Annotated in this window: 11 protein-coding genes and 7 pseudogenes; 7 read left to right on the forward strand and 11 right to left on the reverse strand. The window is 57.8% G+C overall.

What is annotated here, in order from left to right; all coding sequences use genetic code 11:
* Positions 1–324: 324 nt before the first annotated feature.
* Positions 325–488: pseudogene (locus EOC94_RS34925) on the reverse strand (aspartate aminotransferase family protein); the annotation flags it as partial.
* A 1-nt stretch (position 489) separates the two neighbouring features.
* On the opposite strand from EOC94_RS34925, the pseudogene EOC94_RS32135 reads away from it, so the two are divergent.
* A pseudogene (locus tag EOC94_RS32135) lies at positions 490–871 on the forward strand (integrase core domain-containing protein); the annotation flags it as partial.
* A 65-nt stretch (positions 872–936) separates the two neighbouring features.
* On the opposite strand, the pseudogene EOC94_RS32140 reads toward EOC94_RS32135, so the two are convergent.
* The 3 genes and pseudogenes from EOC94_RS32140 to EOC94_RS32150 form a co-directional block, all read right to left on the reverse strand.
* A pseudogene (locus EOC94_RS32140) lies at positions 937–1,430 on the reverse strand (aminotransferase class III-fold pyridoxal phosphate-dependent enzyme); the annotation flags it as partial.
* 593 nt (positions 1,431–2,023) lie between these two features.
* Positions 2,024–3,778, reverse strand: a complete 1,755-nt coding sequence (locus tag EOC94_RS32145; protein ID WP_127295565.1) for a thiamine pyrophosphate-binding protein — start codon at positions 3,776–3,778, stop codon at positions 2,024–2,026.
* Between the two features lie 145 nt (positions 3,779–3,923).
* Positions 3,924–5,210 (reverse strand): FAD-binding oxidoreductase, encoded by a 1,287-nt coding sequence (locus tag EOC94_RS32150; RefSeq protein ID WP_127295567.1) that lies wholly within the window; start codon positions 5,208–5,210, stop codon positions 3,924–3,926.
* A 402-nt stretch (positions 5,211–5,612) separates the two neighbouring features.
* Between EOC94_RS32150 and EOC94_RS32155 the strand changes: the two genes are divergently transcribed.
* Positions 5,613–5,873 carry a hypothetical protein gene (locus EOC94_RS32155; RefSeq protein WP_127295569.1) on the forward strand — a complete coding sequence of 87 codons (261 nt, stop codon included), beginning with the start codon at positions 5,613–5,615 and terminating at the stop codon, positions 5,871–5,873.
* A gap of 559 nt (positions 5,874–6,432) precedes the next feature.
* Here the strand turns inward: EOC94_RS32155 and EOC94_RS32160 are convergent.
* Both EOC94_RS32160 and EOC94_RS34930 read right to left on the reverse strand, forming a co-directional pair.
* A complete protein-coding gene (locus EOC94_RS32160) occupies positions 6,433–7,656 on the reverse strand; it encodes a transposase family protein (protein ID WP_245465700.1) in 1,224 nt (407 codons plus the stop codon).
* A gap of 108 nt (positions 7,657–7,764) precedes the next feature.
* A complete protein-coding gene (locus EOC94_RS34930) occupies positions 7,765–8,016 on the reverse strand; it encodes a hypothetical protein (protein WP_245465701.1) in 252 nt (83 codons plus the stop codon).
* Between the two features lie 113 nt (positions 8,017–8,129).
* Between EOC94_RS34930 and EOC94_RS34935 the strand changes: the two are divergent.
* Positions 8,130–8,432 (forward strand): annotated as a pseudogene (locus EOC94_RS34935) (transposase); the annotation flags it as partial.
* Between the two features lie 41 nt (positions 8,433–8,473).
* Here EOC94_RS34935 and EOC94_RS32165 read toward each other — a convergent pair.
* Positions 8,474–8,593 (reverse strand): annotated as a pseudogene (locus tag EOC94_RS32165) (transposase); the annotation flags it as partial.
* Positions 8,594–9,440: 847 nt separating this feature from the next.
* Here EOC94_RS32165 and EOC94_RS32170 point away from each other — a divergent pair.
* A complete protein-coding gene (locus EOC94_RS32170; protein WP_127295571.1) occupies positions 9,441–10,358 on the forward strand; it encodes a LysR substrate-binding domain-containing protein in 918 nt (305 codons plus the stop codon).
* Between the two features lie 413 nt (positions 10,359–10,771).
* On the opposite strand, the gene EOC94_RS34420 is transcribed toward EOC94_RS32170, so the two are convergent.
* The gene (locus EOC94_RS34420; protein ID WP_245465702.1) at positions 10,772–11,179 is read right to left on the reverse strand and encodes a transposase; all 408 of its coding nucleotides are present in this window, start codon (positions 11,177–11,179) and stop codon (positions 10,772–10,774) included.
* Positions 11,171–11,493: pseudogene (locus tag EOC94_RS34940) on the reverse strand (transposase); the annotation flags it as partial. The pseudogene EOC94_RS34940 and the gene EOC94_RS34420, both read right to left, overlap by 9 nt.
* Positions 11,494–11,630: 137 nt before the next feature.
* On the opposite strand from EOC94_RS34940, the pseudogene EOC94_RS34945 reads away from it, so the two are divergent.
* Positions 11,631–11,801: pseudogene (locus EOC94_RS34945) on the forward strand (IS5/IS1182 family transposase); the annotation flags it as partial.
* 791 nt (positions 11,802–12,592) lie between these two features.
* Here EOC94_RS34945 and EOC94_RS32185 read toward each other — a convergent pair.
* Positions 12,593–13,822: an acetyl-CoA carboxylase biotin carboxylase subunit family protein gene (locus EOC94_RS32185; protein ID WP_127295576.1), complete on the reverse strand. Its 1,230-nt coding sequence runs from the start codon at positions 13,820–13,822 to the stop codon at positions 12,593–12,595.
* Positions 13,823–14,161: 339 nt separating this feature from the next.
* Between EOC94_RS32185 and EOC94_RS32190 the strand changes: the two genes are divergently transcribed.
* Together EOC94_RS32190 and EOC94_RS32195 are read left to right on the forward strand one after the other, a co-directional pair.
* The gene (locus EOC94_RS32190; RefSeq protein WP_127295578.1) at positions 14,162–14,563 is read left to right on the forward strand and encodes a hypothetical protein; all 402 of its coding nucleotides are present in this window, start codon (positions 14,162–14,164) and stop codon (positions 14,561–14,563) included.
* A 64-nt stretch (positions 14,564–14,627) separates the two neighbouring features.
* Positions 14,628–15,392 (forward strand): SDR family NAD(P)-dependent oxidoreductase, encoded by a 765-nt coding sequence (locus EOC94_RS32195; protein ID WP_127295580.1) that lies wholly within the window; start codon positions 14,628–14,630, stop codon positions 15,390–15,392.
* Positions 15,393–16,090: 698 nt separating this feature from the next.
* On the opposite strand, the gene EOC94_RS32200 is transcribed toward EOC94_RS32195, so the two are convergent.
* On the reverse strand, positions 16,091–16,372 hold a 282-nt coding region (locus EOC94_RS32200), incomplete at its 5' end, for an integrase core domain-containing protein (RefSeq protein WP_148128447.1).

The following is a 16,372-nucleotide window of genomic DNA, read 5'->3' on the forward strand; positions in this document are numbered from 1 at the left end:
CCGGAAAGAAGGCCGTCAAGGAAATCTGCGCCCGTCTCCCGCAGTTCACGACGAGGAAGCACCCGCCCCACCCGCGCTTTCAGCGTCGTGAGCTCCTGCTCCCAAGCCAAAAACGAACCCTGACCACGAAGCGACAGACATGGCTCCCTCCTCCATAACCTGTCGAAGGGAATCACAAAATCGTCCTCAACTGTAGTACTAGGACAACCACATAGGATCGTCTGAGTTGCTCGGTCGGTCTTGACGCCCGCAGCGATACAAAGTGCGCACCGCACCGCAACTCTCGCATCGATGGAACCTCGGTCGATCGACCTGCCAGATTTCATCCGGCGGCGGCGTAATGCCGCCGGTACCCAACGCGGGCTCGCCGATGAAGACGCCGACATTGTCCGGGCCGAGGCGCTCGACCAGCTGATCGAGCTCGGCAGCACGACGGGGAGAGATTCGCACTCGGTTTCGCCGGGGCTAGCGCCCCAGTAATGGTGCGGCGACCACGGCACCGAGTTCACCTCCAACGCGATCCTCGCCTGGTCGAAGGATCATAAGGTGGAATGGCACTTCATCGCGCCGGGCAAGCCGATGCAGAACGGCTTCTGCGAAAGCTTCAACGGGCGGATGCGCGACGAGTTGCTGAACGAAACCCTGTTCCTCGGCCTCGACCATGCCCGAACAACCCGCCGAATGGGCAGACGACTACAACCGATCGCGCCCACATTCGGCGATCGGATACCTCACGCCTGCGGCCTATGCCGCTAATCTCACCGCAACGGACTATCGGCTGCGCAACCCCGACCAGCTCCGCCGATCACCCGTTGCTCAACCCGCGCCATACGGCGTAAAACGCGCCGAGGCTCTAACTGCAGCCGGATGAAATTCAGTGGCAGGTCAGCCGGTATGCATGATCTTCGCCGGCGGCAAGTCCATATGGTCGTGCTAAAAGCTCATGGCGGTCATCGAGCCGCAGACAACGCTGCAGCCTTGATAGCCGCGCTCGCGCGAGATGATCTTCTTCTTGGTCGGCTTGCCGCGCAGATTGTTGTAGTACCAGACGAGCCTGGCCTGGGTTCCGTTGGCGTCCGAGCCGGACATGCCGTAGAACACCTTGCTCATCCTACCCGGGGCCATCTTCACGATGGCGATCGGACAGGATTGCGAGTTCGTCCGTCGTGTGCGCCGCATACGAGTGATAGTAGACTAGCGGTGGGCCTGGCGCGAGATCGCTTCAGCCACTTCGGCGCGGCCATAGCCATTGACGCAGTAAAGGCCTGCAAAGCCGTCGATAAGCTGATTGCCATGCGCATCCTGGATGCGGATGCCCTTTCCCGTCTCCACGTCGTCGGCTCGCCGAGCCTGCCGGGGCGAAGTCTGAGTTGCGTGAAGGGATGCAGGACACTGTTGCGGTCGCCGATATCATTAATATTGATGCTCATGACTGCTTCCTTTCATGACACAGCAACGCTGGCTGGTCTGAAATCCAAGGTCTGTTGTTCTAATCAGCTACGTGTCGCTGGCAAATGGTGTGTCGGCGTTCAAATGGAGATTGCCTGGCCTGTAGCCTGGCAGACATCGCAAGGCAGTTGCTCGGCCTGCAGGTTCTGTTGAGTTCGCCACAGCGTCACCACGCTCATGGCTGCAACGGTCTAGGAAAAAAGGCGGCGACTTTCTCGTGTGGGATTAGCCCGTCTGCGCAATGATTATTCCGATCGAGCGATACCGTCTGCGGGACGCAGCTCAGTGGTAGTTGTGCTGCTGGACATTTAGACTTATCCAAGACTAATCCTGGAGGCGGGAACGCTAGCAAACCGCCCCTATTAAGTGTTTCTGTTTTCTGCCACCGTTCGAAAAAGCCCTTTTTTTTGCAGCCAATGAAAAAGTCTCTGCTGGCGACGGCGATTCGTTCGAACTCCTCTTACCGCGGCCGAGCCCCGCCGAGGCTGATGTTAACGATTGCGTCTGTTCTGTTCGCAAACACTTTTTCTCCGCTGTTCTGCCGCGGGTATGAAGACGGGCCACTTTCCCAGATTTAGAAGTAGCGCACTTCTTCGGCATTCGTGCTGAGTGGATTCCGTCCCCGTTTGGACAGCCAAGAATAAACCGGCGGTACACGATCGGCTATCGATTCCACGTGAATGTCGATGAGGCAGGGGCCTTCGGTGTAGGCAAATGCATTAGCGAGTGCTGCATCCAGTTCTCTGGAGTCTTTTGCAGTCCATGCCTTCACTCCAAAAGCTTCGGCGATGGCTTGCCCCCGCGGCGGCATGAAGTCCACGCCGAAGCACTGGTTGTGCCCGTTCAGACGGTGCAGTCCCTTGATCCAGCCAAAAGTCCCGTTGTTGAACAGCAGCAGAATTGCAGGCACTTGCAGCCGAACGAGGGTTTCGAGTTCGCCAACGGTCATCCCAAAGGAGCCATCGCCGAACATTCCGATCGGCCGACACTGCTTATCTGCATACCAGGCGCCCACAGTCGCTGGTAGTGCGGAGCCTAAACCGCCAAATGCTCGGGGAATTGCAAAACGCGTGCGCCGGTCCCGCAATTTCAAGAAGCGGGTCATGTGTGGCGTGGGCGTACCAGCGTCCGAGTAGATGTGAGCCGGCCTGCCAAACACTTCAAGCGCATCATTGAAGCAGCGGACTACCCGTTCCGGGCGCAACGGCGTGCTTTCGTCGCTCAGCAAGATTTCGGCATTCTTCCAGAAATCCGAGCGCAAGGCGTTAAGTTCATTGACCCAATCCTCGGTCCTCGTAGCGTCCGGCTGCTCTGGCGCTAGCTCAATCAGTTGCTTTAGAACAAGTTTTGCGTCGCCCGGTATGGATATTACATTCTCATAATTGTTCGCCATGATTTCCGGATCGATATCGACCTGAGCGACCCGCTTATTCAGGGTCACTTTCGGAAAGGTCCAGCCGATTGTAACAACCGAACCCATCCTAGAGCCTACGAACAGCACGAAATCGGCGTGTTCCAGTGCCCAGTTGGCGTGGGGATGAAAGCCGTTATCGCCAATGACACCGATCGCGAGCCGGTGGTCATCCGGCATTGTGCCCTGCCCGGTCATGGTCGTGCAGACGGGAACATTTAATTTCTCCGCAAGTGCCGTGACTTCAGATCCGGCGCACGAACGGTTCACCCCTCCACCGGAGACGATCAGAGGGCGTTTTGTTTCCGTCAGGAGAGACATGAGTCCGTCGAGCTTTTCTCGGGACGGCAAAGTCGGAAAGGCTGGGAATTGGACACAATCCTTTTCGACATGCAGCGAAATGCGAGCTTCGTCGACTTCCGCCAGAAGCATGTCTTCAGGGATCTGGAGGTGAACGGCTCCCGGCTTGCCCGAACATGCAACGCGGAAGGCACGACGTATGATCTCTGGCAACTTCTCAGGTGACTTAACCTGTACAGACATTTTTGTGATGGGCTCAAAAAGGCGCGCGCAATCGAGCTCGGTGAGAACGCCGCGTCCCTCTCCGGGGAGTGGGATGTCGATTGTAAGCAGTATGACTGGAACCGACGACGAATTGGATTCCGCGACTGGCGGCAGAGAGTACATGGCGCCCGCGCCCGACGGGCACTCGAAGATCCCGGGTTTGCTGGTAAATCTGCCATATGCGTCGGCCATGTAACCAGCAGATCGCTCATCACGAGCCATGACGTGGCGTATTTGGTCCTCGCGTTGCTGCAACGCTTCGTAGAAAGGTACGTTAGTATCGCCTGGCACGCCGAATATTACATCGACCCCATAACCAATCAGCATCTCTACAAGAATATCTGCTCCGCGCATTCACCCTCTCCTTAAGCAAAACCAATATTCATCTTTGTCGCTGATCCGTCGGCGACACCGAGGAATCGAGAACTTCCGTCGCACGAAATGGGAGCGGCCACGCTATCGTGGAAGAGGGGCGCGTGCCACAGCTGCATTCTGGCTCTCATGATTTATGTCCCGTCAGTTTAAACCTAGTTGGTGCGAACGCGCGTATGTCGACGCATTGCTGGGATTCAGAGAGTTGGGCAGCTGCGATACATCCTGTAATAGGACCAGAGGCGAAGCCGATATGACCGTGGCCGAATGCATAAAAAACATCCGGCGAACGCCACGATCTGCCTATCACAGGGAGACCGTCTGGTGTCGAGGGGCGGTGGCCCATCCACTTGTCCACAGCAACGGTTTGCAGTGCAGCAAGGGTGGGATAGGTTCGAAACGCATGATTAAGTAAAACATCTACTCGATCCCAGTTCGGCGGAGCCTCAATCGACGCCAATTCAACCTGTCCGGAAAGCCGCAAACCAAAGCGGGTAGGCGTGTTCGCCATCTTACCGTCGCTTGGCATAACTGGATGGTTTGGTCGACCTTCCGCTGTCGAGATGACGCCGTGGTAACCTCTTTCACTTTCAAGCGGTATTTTGTCACCAGCTGCCTTCGCGAGTGCTTTCGACCAGGCACCAGCGGCGACAACGGCCTGGTCACACTTGATCAGCCCATTGTTAGTGTCAACGCCCAAAAGCCGAGTTCCTTCAAATGCGAATCCGGTCGCTTTGACGCAGGAAATCCTTGCCCCTCGAAAGGTAGCCAATGAAACAATCTTGGCTACGTAAGCGCCGGGATCTACACAGTGAGCGCCATCCTCCACCAGTATTCCGAAGGTATACTTTTCAGCGAGATTTGGCTCCCGTTGGCCAAGGGCTTCCCTATCCAACTCCCGCCAACGCAGCCCGACCATCTCGCGGAGACGCCAGGAGAGAGCCTCAACTTCAAAAGCCTTTCTGTCCGGGTATGCGTAAAGCAGCCCTTCCTGCCGTATCAATTCAGGAACGGCCAGTTCGGCGGCCAATGCGAGATGTCGGTCCGGGCTGTCGTGCAACAGCCGGCTCAGGGCCATTGCGGTGCCCTCGACGCGCGAGACCGATGCACCGGCCAGCACGAATCTTACAAGCCAGGGCAGAAGCGTTCCAATATGCCGCCATCTTATGACGATCGGCCCATTCGGGTTCAGCAGATAGCCCGGGACTTGTTTCCATAGGCCGGGCGTAGACAGCGGGACGACCGAGGCCGGGCTTATCCAGCAACCCTGCCCGTAGCTAGTGGCGTGCCTTTCTCCCGGCGTGCCCGCCTCGATGATGGTGACCTCGTGCCCGCTACGAACCAGTTCGAGGGCGCAGCAGGCTCCCACTATTCCTGCTCCAATAACGACTATGTGCTTCGCTCTGGTGGACATTAGGACTTTTCTCGAAATGATGCTGCACCGTCTTCGTAACGATTGAGCATTCTGAAATTGGGGTAGGACACATCTGATAGGTTGATTTTGAAGAAGCTGTAGGCCGCGAGCACCCAGTCATGATCTGTAAATTCACAAAACCAAAGCATTGAAAATTGCGTTTGTCATGAGTTCTGGTCATGAGGCGTCCTGATGAGGGTTGCGACGATGCTACGGGTGTCAAGGATTTTCACCCCGGAAGTCGATGAGACGCAGCTACGCCGCCTAGCGTGCAGGACTGTGTGCCCAAGGACCACCTGTCTCGGCTGATCGTGGCGTTGGTTAGCTTAGGGAGGAGCTTGATTTTTCGCGATTAGCAGCAGCTACAGGAGCGTGCTGGGCCAGCTCGTTCGATCCGCGCGGATGACGACGCTGCTTCCGCATGATCATGGAAGCGGCATCTACTCATCGCGGCGGATCGCTGACCCGGCGGTAGAGCGGGCGGATTTCATGATGATGGTGGCGGGTGATCCGCCGGAGTTTCCGCAGGCGCCAGCTGAGAGAGCTGACTACTCTGTTCGTGCAGGTGTTGCAGCTGGCCGGAAAGCCGGGCTGGTGATGCTCGGCCACGTCGCGCTTGACGGCACCAAGACCAGGACGAACGCGTCCAAACACAAGCGATGAGCTACGCGCGCATGAAGAAGCGGAAGCAGAGCTTCAGGCCGAGGTCGGTCTCTGGCTCAAAGCCGCCGAGGCGGCCGATGCCGAGGAGGACCGGCTGCACGGAAGCAGCGTGGCGATGAGATGCCCGATAGGCGGCCGACAAGCAGAAGCGGCTGGAAAGATTAGCGCGGCCAAGGCCGAGTTGGAGGCGGAAGCCAAGCGGTCGCCGAAGAAGAGATGCGGCGCCGCGAAAAGGCGGAGAGGAGCGCAAGGCGGAAGGCCGAAAGGATTGGCAAGACGCCGACGCCGCCCAAGAAGAGCCCGAGGGCAAGGCACAGCGCATTTCCACCGATCCGGAAAGCCGCATTGGATGGTTACACCTGGACCACAACACGCAGGGCAGCTGTTGATGCAGGGGTCCAGATCATCGTGGCCCATGGCCCGACGGAAAGCACGAGCGACCAACCAGCTCGTGGCGCTCATCGACCTTTGACAATCTCCGCCGCAAGGAGTCCCAGCCGATGCTGGTTTCTGCAGCGAGGCTGTCGGGCGAATTGAGAAACTGACCCCCCCTATTGCCTCACCGAGGAATGTTACCGAACGCGATAGGGCCGACATGGGCCCTTTCTCCATCCGTCGCGGCGGAGGGAGATAGCGGCCAGCTCTTCATCCAACCGCCATCGAGGATGATCAGCCCAGCCATTTCCATGCGCCAGACCTTCACAAGCCGTTGCACCATTCTCAGGTTCTTTTCCTTAAAGCGCGAGGGGTCGATCTTTGTCAGGCGTTGCAACACACTTGCTGCCGAGAGCGCCGGCTCTTCCTCGAGCCATCCCTTGATCTGCGCCTCGAACGGCTCGTACATGCTGGGTCCCTTCGGATAGGGTTTGGTCCGCCGATACGGCCGCCGATGCGTTGGTCGGGTCTCGCCACTCTTCCAGGCCGTCTTCAGATTCGCGGCGAAGCGCTGGAGATCGATAACGGCCGGCTCCTCAATCTTGGCATTCAGGCCACGACGATCGATCCGCCGCCCAAGCTCCTCCTGCGCGGCGCGGATACCAGCAAACAGCAGCACGGGATCGGCGGTTTCCATCATCGCCTGGAGCCGCTGCTTGTCGGTCTCGGCCACACCCGGATGTGCAAGGACACGGGCCGCAGGCGGAACTGGCGGATGATAGCGCTTGATCACACGAGCGCCGATCCGCGTCTTCTCCTGAAGCTTGAATGACGGTTGGAACAGATTGCCGTAAAGCCGCACGACAGCATAAAGTTTACCAAGCGCGGCCGTCGCCTCCGCGCCGACAAACCGACCATACCCCACCAGGCGACGCACGATGGCGCCATTCTTCTGCTCCATATGCGCCTGGTCATTCTTTCGATAGGCGCGCGAGCGCGTCACTTCCAGTTCCTCGCTGCGGCACCAGGAGACGACGAACTCGTTCATGAAGGCGCTGTCGTTGTCGAAATCTACGCCGAGCAGGGGGAAGGGAAAGAACGAGCGGGCCTGCTTGATCGCCACAATCACATTGCCGCTGTCGCGCGTGCGGACCGGAACGCATTCAGTCCACCCCGTGGCAATATCGGTCAACACCATCGTCTGCACAAAGCTGCCGGACGAAGATGTGCCGGAATGCGCCACGAAATCGACCTCGACGTAACCGGGCGGCGGATCATTCCAGTCCCCGAAGGTGCGCACCGGCACCGATCGGCGAACCGCCGAACTCATTCCTGCTCGCCGGCGCTGGCCGCCGCGAGCCACAACACGTACCTCCGCCAAAAGCCGATCCATCGTCGCCGGGCTCATTGTCAGCAGCTTGCCGCGGAGCGCGGCATCGAGCTCTAGCCGGCCATGCCGTTCAAGCGCTGGCAGCAAGACAGGTATCAAAGGCCGCAGCCGTTTGGAACACAGCCGCTACGATGCCTCCCACAACACCACGAGCGCTTCGCGAACATCGCCGCCATAGCGAAGGCTGTGCCTCTTGTTGCCAGGTATCTTCGACGCGCGTTGACGGAGCACTCGGATCGCATGCTTGCGATGATAACCGGTCACCGCGACGAACTCATCGAGGATGAGGCGCTTATCGCTTCGGCTCCCCGATCGATACCGCTCGACAATTGCTTCCACCAATTCCGACCGTGTCGCCATGCTGATCCGCCTTGCCATCCATCCTCCGAATCGGGATGACAACACCTGACCATCCCATTCGGAACAGCGACACTATTGGTAACATTTTGCTTGAGGCAATGCGGGGGGTCAAATCCTCACTTCGCTTGACAGAGGCCAACCTCGCCGCCCTTGCCGAGCGCAATGTCACCGCCTACCTCACACGGACGCGCCAAGCATCCCGCCGGCGTCAAACGAACGTCACCGGGCCGCTGACAAACGCCATGCGGGACAAGCTCAAGCGGGCAGGCTGGCGAAGTAGATACAGGCTCAGAAAGCAAATCGTGGAAACGGGGCAGATCTAACAGGCAAGGGGGTTCAGACAGTTCCTTTAGCGAGGCACCCAGAAGGTGAGAGCCGAACGGCCGTTGATTTGCACCGCTCCTAACCTTACCAAGCTCGCACGCAGTACCTGAGCGGTTTATCTTTCGGTGGAGAAGCGGCCCGCCCGATCCTACGGAACCCGCAGCTCAAGCTTGCCGACCCGCGTGACAAGGGTGCGGACGTAATAGCCAGAGCGAGAGCCGAGACGCTCCGGCGTGCGCTCGCTCGTTGAAGCACGCAGCGCTTCCATGACCGTCATCTCTCAGCGAATGTGCAGAACTTGGGACGCTGGTGGCGACTCTACGACGGTCCTATGGAATTGCCAGATCGCGCATGGTGGCGCGCTACTGTTCCTTGATAGGGCGGGCAAAGGCAAGACCAACTGGCGATTGGCATCGACCACGAGCGGTCGAGGTCGGAGAAGCGATCCGCCTGAATGGAAGCTCGGCAGGGCGAACGAGATCGACATCGTTCGACAACAGCAGAAGACTACGCTCCGCAAAACTGAAAGGGGATGTGCAGCTGACGATCTATAACACAGTCGGCGCAGCGATCCTGCATAGCCTGTCCACCATTGCAGCGTCATTAGCGTTCGCGCTGGCCTTGCACAACGTCGAAACACCAAACCGAACACACATGAGCGACGGCCGTTCTTATCGTCGCCCCAATTCTCGAAGTCACTGACAGTCTGATCAGGATGGCCGGTCGCTGCCAATTGCGAGGCGCGGTGCAAAGCCCGTCGAACGCGATTCATCGCCCATGTTCACCCGGGCAAGCTCGACATTGCTATCTACAACCCTCACGACGGTTTCGAGAGGATCGCCTTCCTTCTCACAGAAGGATGTTCACTCTTGCACCGGGAATTCGGTTACGCCATGTATTTTGCACTGCTCATGCTGACGCGCGCACACAACGATCTTTGCGGCCCCTCCAAAGGCTCGGGACCTTTTCCGATATCTCTCCTATTCGTCGGGCAGTGACGGAGGACCAACCATCATCAATCCCTGAAAAATCCTTGGCGTGCAAGATCACAAAACGAAAACGTAGAAAGTAGGGTCCGTCATGCCTTCTGTCCATGATGCAAGTCGAGGTACTCTCCTATGAGAAGATATCTTCCATCGCTCTCTGCACTGCACGCCTTTGAAGCAGCTGCCCGATACATGAATTTCACGAGGGCGGCAGACGATTTAGGCCTGACTCAAAGCGGGATCAGCAGGCAAATTAAAAATCTGGAGGAGTTTCTTGGCGTGACGTTGTTTCAGAGGTCCGGGCCTCGCCTTGTGTTGACCGACTTGGGAGTAGTCTACTATCGGGAAGTCGCACTCGTTTTGGACAAGCTCCAGGAGGTATCAATTGACGCCGTGCGAGGTCGGGCGCTCGATAGCTCAGTGATGCTTGGTACACTTCCCACACTAGGGTCGCGTTGGGTACCGACGCGTCTTGGCCCGTTGATTTCGGCTAACCCAAACATTCCTCTGGAAATCATCGTGACTACACCCGATGTCGATTTTGAAACAACTCGTCTCGATATCGCAATGCTCAGAGGTCTCGGCACATGGACCAATGCCAGATCAATTGAACTGTTTGCAGAGGAAATCGCAGTTGTCGCTGCGCCTCGTCTGATCCGTCCGGGGACAACGCTTCATCCAAGAGATTTTGCGAAGTTTCCAATGCTTCAAAACGCTAGCCGACAAAGCATGTGGCTCCGTTGGCTTAGCTTACGCGATCTTGAATACCATGGCAGGATACAAGGGCCGAGATTTGCGCATTCTGACATGATCATAAATGCTGCTGTGAATGGAGCTGGAATTGCAATCGTACCTCTTTGCTACATTGAGTTGGAACTCGCCAGAGGTGAGCTTCACATGCCGTTTGGCCCCCCGGTGTTTTCAGAGGAATCTTACTATGTCGTCTATCCAGAGCGCAAAGCTCACAACAAAAATGTTGTTGTCGTTAGAGATTGGCTCATCCAAGAAAGCACGGCTTACCGCAGGGTCAAGGGCCGATCACCTGCGTGAGTAGATGTTGCCGTAAATTGTGCTGTTATTCGTTATCATTGTGAACGGTAGCAAGTGACCGCAAGCATCGTCATCTTACTCTCTCGCAATGTCTCAGTGAAGCTTACCGGTTAACGAGATCGTCCAACTTGATCCCATGTTTACTGAGTAAGAGGGTAGGACGTGAAGGCGTAAACGACCTCGAGGGGTGGATATCGTTGAAAAGTCCGCCTCGCGGGTGCCCACGGGATTTGCGTAGAATGGCGTTCCGAGAAGAGCCCCAAAATGAATCCTGATTCTACGCAGTGCGCCGAAGTGGAACGGATTCCATAGCACCTGCGGAATGAAGGAGCCGCGGCGACCGAGAGAGCGGTGCGCGCAGCTTTTCGCTGCAGGCGCGCACCGCTGTCGAGGCGGCCATGGTCAGTCAAAGTTTATCTAGAGTCGACCGTGAACAATCCGAGCCAAGCGGCGACCGACTTCGGCCGGAGATGAAGCAGTGCGATCAAGAGCCACAAAGCGGCGGATTTCTCCTGACGCGCAGCTATCCGTACTGTCGGGTCCTGGCCGCGCACGGCCGCCTCGGCGGCCCGCAGCGGGGCTATATGCGCCACCGTTGGCGTGACCTCGACAAAGCCGAGCCGAGCCGCATCTCGCTGCGGCGTGACCGCACTGCTCTTGATCGCCTTGCGCCGCCAGCCGAACAGCTGCGAGCTCGCCAGTCCAGCCTGGCGCGCGATCGCCGACACGTTCGCCCCTGGCTTCAGGGACTCTTCAACCAGCCGTGCCTTCGCTTCCGCCGACCAGCGCCGCCGCGGACGCTGCGGACTTGCGGAGAACACCGAACGGTCCCAGGCCGCGTCGCCGACGCCGATGCCGACGAACCAGCGGAACAGAAGGTCGTATTCCAGCCGCTCCATCAAAAGCCGCTCGGAGCGGATCGAATAGAAAGCCTGCAAAAGCATCGCCCGCAGCAGCTTCTCCGGCGGGATCGATGGCCGTCCGATCGGGGAATATAGCGCTGCAAACACACGCTCCAGCGTCGACAGGGCTTCAGTCACGACGGATCGCCCGCAATGGATGATTGCGCCGAACCCCGGACTTCAAGGTCCACGTAGCTGAACAGTTCGCCAGTTCGATCTTCGGCGCCACGCACTCGCCACCTTCGAATCCCTTCGGATTCATCGCCGCGGTCCGGTGGCGAGGGCCTTTTTCAACAGACTGCTAGGCAGCAAACTCATGAACTGAGCTTCGTTTTTTATGAGTTCTGATTAAAGACACCTATTTGGTGTTTTGAATGCGTCGTTAGAACTGAGCGACTTTGAATGGAGCGTTATCCAACCGCATTTGCCGAACAAGGTTCGCGGCCTGGCGCGTGTTGATGGCCGCAAGGTTCTTAACAGTATCCTGTGGCGCTTTCCGATCCGCTCGCTACGAGCGGATGTGCCGGATCGCTACCGTCCTGTACGACATGCTACCGTCTGGCTAGGCGCAAGCCGACATAGTGACAAAGAAGATTCGGCAGTTGACTGCCGCGACAAGAGCGAGGAACTTCCTCAGCCTCTCTGCGGTCTTGAGCCTCGCCTCGGCGGCAGCCGGGACTTGTGGAACGCCACCACCTTCCAGCACTGGGCGTCCACCCGAGCTTCTCGACCGCCACGGAGAAATCATTGACCGGCAGGTGTTTGCCAGCTTCCAGCGGATCGGCTCGCGACCTGCCGCACGGATTCTGTTCGAGGGCGTCGACGTAGGTCAGAACCTGCGGGTTGGAGCTTCGGCCGCTCGGCCAGCCTGTTCGTCTGCACCCACACGAGCAAGCTCGTACCAAGGTCTGCCCGGTGCAAAGGAGTTCATAGAGGTCGCTGTCCCCACAAATACAGCGCTCGAGCGCGATGGACTGGGGCAGGTGCTCCAGCCAGCGGTAGCTTTCCTTCGTCTCGATCCAAGCACGCGCGTGAGACTGATTTGCCGCTTGGGCGGCAGCGTTCCCTTGAACTTCGTTCGTGTCGAGAACTTCGCTGCCGTCAGACCGAGGGGTGCACCGGTAAGGGTGACGTCCAGGCTCGAATGCATCAGCACCCCGCACAAGGTCAGCATGTTGGGCGGCCCAACTTGTAGCGCTCGGCGTTGATGGTCTTTGTGAACCCGATTTTGCTCGGATGCGCGCCGGCTGTAGCCAAAATTCGGTCGCCCTGCAGGATAAGGCTCGAACCTTCGTCGCCGCAACGTGCGCCGCAGTCGCGGCGAAATTTTGCTTACACGTTGGCAGGAGGTGAAGTTATTGACCAGTCGATTAGGTCGACGGCCTGCTGAAGTATCGCCTCCGTCCGAGTGAGATCGGGTGAAGCGGCGATGACGTGTGCGATGCAGTCTCGGTAATCCCCTTTCCTCACAATCGGTGCCTTGGATTCAACGTAAAGCTTCACCTCGGCCACACCTGGTACAGCGGCCGCCGAAGCCTCGCCATCGATCCAATCGAGAATGCCATCGCGATCAGGAAGCAAGTATCGCGAGGCCACGGTGTGCAAATGCGTTTTGCGCAAATTGGCGTCCGCGCCTATAACAAGCTTTACATGCTCGGCGACGAGATCAACACCGTAAGCCAGCTGAATTAGCTTGGGTTGCCCTCCAGCAAGACGAGGATTGACCTCGATGACAACTGGACCACGCTTCGTCCAGCGGAATTCGATGCACATCGGACCCCAATCAAGGTCGAGAGCGCGCAAGCAACTCAGCGAAATATTGCCCATCCGCTCATGCTCGTCATCGGACAGCGGCGCCGGACAGATGGACTGACGAAAGACGAAATGCGGAGGCGGCCCGAATTCGGCGGCGGTAATCCCGACGACCTCATTCCCCATGATGTTAACGACATAATGGGGGCCTTGCGCGAATTCTTCGACCAGCATCCTGGGCGAAGACCGCCATATGTGCTTTCCGCCTAGCAGATAGGTCGTATGTTCGGCTAGCTCCACGACGTCCCGGCACAAACGGACACCGCTGCTACCGCTGCCTACTGCGGGTTTGAGAACCACCGGCAGGCCGATCTCCGCCGCAGCGCTTTGTACCTCCGCCGCATTCACTGCGAGGCGATAAGCCGGTATTGGAACGCCGGCCTTCGCTAGGAGCTGACGCTGAACGAATTTGTCGCAACACCGTTCGATGGATTCAGGGTTTGGTCCGGGTAAATCGAAATGCCGGCAAAGTTTACCAACTCTCGCATAGAGCAACTCGTCGAGAGCCGTAAAGCCAGTAATGCCTGCAATGTCATAGAACGCGCGCAGACCAGTACACTCGTGGGTCAAGGCAGCGAGACTGTCAGTGTCGACACGGACTGCCTGAGAATTTTCTGTCTTGAGGTAATCGTACTGAGCCGGATCAGTCGACAGAGTAATTGGCTGAAGGCCCAAGTTCTGTATCGATTGGATGTATAGCGGACCGCTGCCCCTGTGGCCTTCCACAAGAATTAGGACTTTCCTTGACATGAATTGCTCCTGTGTCGCAGGCCGGCCTTACCTCATACAGGGTATCGGCTCTTTTCCCGCAGCTGACTTCAAGACCTCGTCGCATGTATCATAGTCATATCCATAGTCTAGTTAAGTATTGTGAACCTTTTGTTAAACGCCGCTCTGAATCCAACATGTCAATTGTTAAGCTATGATACTTTTTTGTAAAATGTCTTACCCCTCTTGTTGACATATCGGCCAGGCGAAAACATAAAAAGAGACCGGGGGGCCTTGCGCGTCGGCGACGAGCTGCTTCGGGATGCCAAATCACAAGTGACTCTCGAGCTCGAACGCCAACTGAAATGAAGGATATACCACATGTACCTTAAAGCCGACGGAACGGAAGTATGGCTAAAAAGCCCATTAAGAGTTCCATACTTAACAATATCTGGTCTTATCGATAGTTCAGATAGCTATGGGGAAATTCGAACAAGATTGTGCAGGGCATATAAACTGCTTTATGGTATAGCATCCGATGACGCATTCATCGTGAAAGAGCTTCAAGGTAGTTGTTTGTTGCTGTTCTGCGCGCGAGCCGATAAGAATTGCGCGTTGATCCTGCTGGGGAAATTTTATGGACATGGAAATAACCAAAAGCCTCACGTTCTCGAAAGCTTGGTCCAAACAATTGTGAGCAGCACGGGTGAAATCAGCCGGGAAGCCGGCGCCGTCCTCCGCTTCGAAGTCGTGCAGCCTGAGTTGGCAATGTGCGGCGACTAAAGACTGACAACTACCTCTCGAACACCACAGATAGTTTCCGCTCCCAAGAACGCAGGAGAATTAAATGTCGCGGATCTTCATTTCCGGTTCGTCCACCGGCCTTGGCCTAATGGCCGGCCATCTCCTCGTGGAGCAGGGCCATCAGGTGGTCCTTCATGCCCGCAACGATACGCGCGCGAACGATGCCAAGAGAGATCTACCGACCGCCGAGGCGATCGTCATTGGTGACTTGGAGACCATCGCTGGGGTCAAGAGCGTCGCAGCGCAGGTTAATGCACTCGGCCGCTTTGATGCCGTCATCCACAACGCTGCCGTCGGTCACCAAGAAAATCATCGTGTTACCAAAGACGGCCTGCCGCATGTGTTCGCGATTAATACGCTGTCTCCCTATGTCCTGACAGCGCTGATCAGAAGGCCAAAGCGGCTCGTGTACCTGAGCTCTGGTATGCATTATCGTGCTGATGCCAATCTGGACGACATATTGTGGCACAATCGGCCTTGGAACGGCTCAACGGCCTATTCCGAGAGTAAGCTGCACGATCTGATGCTGGCGTTCGCAGCAGCGCGGCTCTGGCCCGATATGCAATCGAACGCGGTGGAGCCCGGCTCAGTGCCAACCAAGATGGGCGGTCCCGATGCCCCGGACGATATCAACCAAGCGCATTTAACTCAGGTATGGCTCGCAGTAAGCGATTCGGCCGCGCAAAACACCAACGGCTATTTTTATCACCTACAGCCACGTGAGCCAAACCCGCAGGCCCGTGACGTTGTCCTACAGCAGAGGTTACTCGACATTTGTGCGGAGATCTCCGGTGTCAGGCTGTCTTGATGCTCGCCTCCTAAGAACGTACGCTCAATCCGGTATCGGTGGGGTCCTCTGATCGCGGGGCTAAATTCTAGTCAATGGCATGCTGGCGGCAGAAGTCCGCTCCGCCGCCGCCGATACTGGCGTCACGCTCATTTCCGTCAACGCCTTGCAGCGCTTTAATGATCGGACTCCCGCGCGCAGTGCCGAGGCAGCAGGGCTGGCCGAGTATGCCGCGGCCTGCAGGGCGAAGAGCCTGCGATAGCGCAGGCCGCCCACCGCCAAGCAGGCACTCAACCCAATCCTCGGGCTGCGTAGTCTGGTCGGCCATCAAGCGTGGCGACCAGGCGCACCGGCTACAGCGCCTCCAGGAAGGCCTGCGCGACGGCATTTTTGCAGAACTTGACGCACACAACTCGCCTCTGCCCCCGACGATGACCTTGCCGGCGCAATGATGACCGGGTGTTGCGGTGCGGCGTAATGGGTGCGCAGGCATCGTCCCCAACGGCCGCAGCGAGCGATGCCCTGGATCAACGCGCCCTCACGTACCGCGCCGACAGAGTGTCCGCCGGCCTCGGCATGCGGGCGCGGGTCCAACCGGGCGACGCCCGGATCGTTCCGCGGGACGGGCGAGGCGATCTGGTTAAGAGTACCGAAACTCCCGTCTAAAACACGGCAAGGTCGAGAAACAGATTGAGGCGCCTTGACGTTGCCCCCAGTTTCTATCCAGTTTTGAGTTCGTTTCCGGCGTGGGTTGTGCCCTGCTGGGCGGGTGAAGCGACGGGCGCTGGCGCGGAGCCTTTGGCATAGCGCAGCGCGAGCGACCGTCGCGGATTGAAGGTGCTGGCGAACTTGGCCGGGGTCTGCCAGGCGATTTGGGAGTGCGGTCGCGCGGTGTTGTAGTCGGCGTGCCACAGGGCGATGGCTACGCGCGCCTGAGCCAGCGAGGTGAACAGCGTCTCGTTGAGCAGTTCATCGCGCAGTCGGCCGTTGAAGCTCTCGAT

The sequence above is a fragment of the Mesorhizobium sp. M6A.T.Ce.TU.016.01.1.1 genome, assembly GCF_003997065.1.
GTDB lineage: Bacteria > Pseudomonadota > Alphaproteobacteria > Rhizobiales > Rhizobiaceae > Mesorhizobium > Mesorhizobium mediterraneum.

Bases quoted from the DNA above. Each gene is read 5' to 3' on its own strand.
- EOC94_RS32145 (WP_127295565.1), bottom strand. From the start codon at position 3,778: ATGCGCGGAGCAGATATTCTTGTAGAGATGCTGATTGGTTATGGGGTC.
- EOC94_RS32150 (WP_127295567.1), bottom strand. From the start codon at position 5,210: ATGTCCACCAGAGCGAAGCACATAGTCGTTATTGGAGCAGGAATAGTG.
- EOC94_RS32155 (WP_127295569.1), top strand. From the start codon at position 5,613: ATGACGACGCTGCTTCCGCATGATCATGGAAGCGGCATCTACTCATCG.
- EOC94_RS32160 (WP_245465700.1), bottom strand. From the start codon at position 7,656: ATGAGCCCGGCGACGATGGATCGGCTTTTGGCGGAGGTACGTGTTGTG.
- EOC94_RS34930 (WP_245465701.1), bottom strand. From the start codon at position 8,016: ATGGCAAGGCGGATCAGCATGGCGACACGGTCGGAATTGGTGGAAGCA.
- EOC94_RS32170 (WP_127295571.1), top strand. From the start codon at position 9,441: ATGAGAAGATATCTTCCATCGCTCTCTGCACTGCACGCCTTTGAAGCA.
- EOC94_RS32185 (WP_127295576.1), bottom strand. From the start codon at position 13,822: ATGTCAAGGAAAGTCCTAATTCTTGTGGAAGGCCACAGGGGCAGCGGT.
- EOC94_RS32190 (WP_127295578.1), top strand. From the start codon at position 14,162: ATGTACCTTAAAGCCGACGGAACGGAAGTATGGCTAAAAAGCCCATTA.
- EOC94_RS32195 (WP_127295580.1), top strand. From the start codon at position 14,628: ATGTCGCGGATCTTCATTTCCGGTTCGTCCACCGGCCTTGGCCTAATG.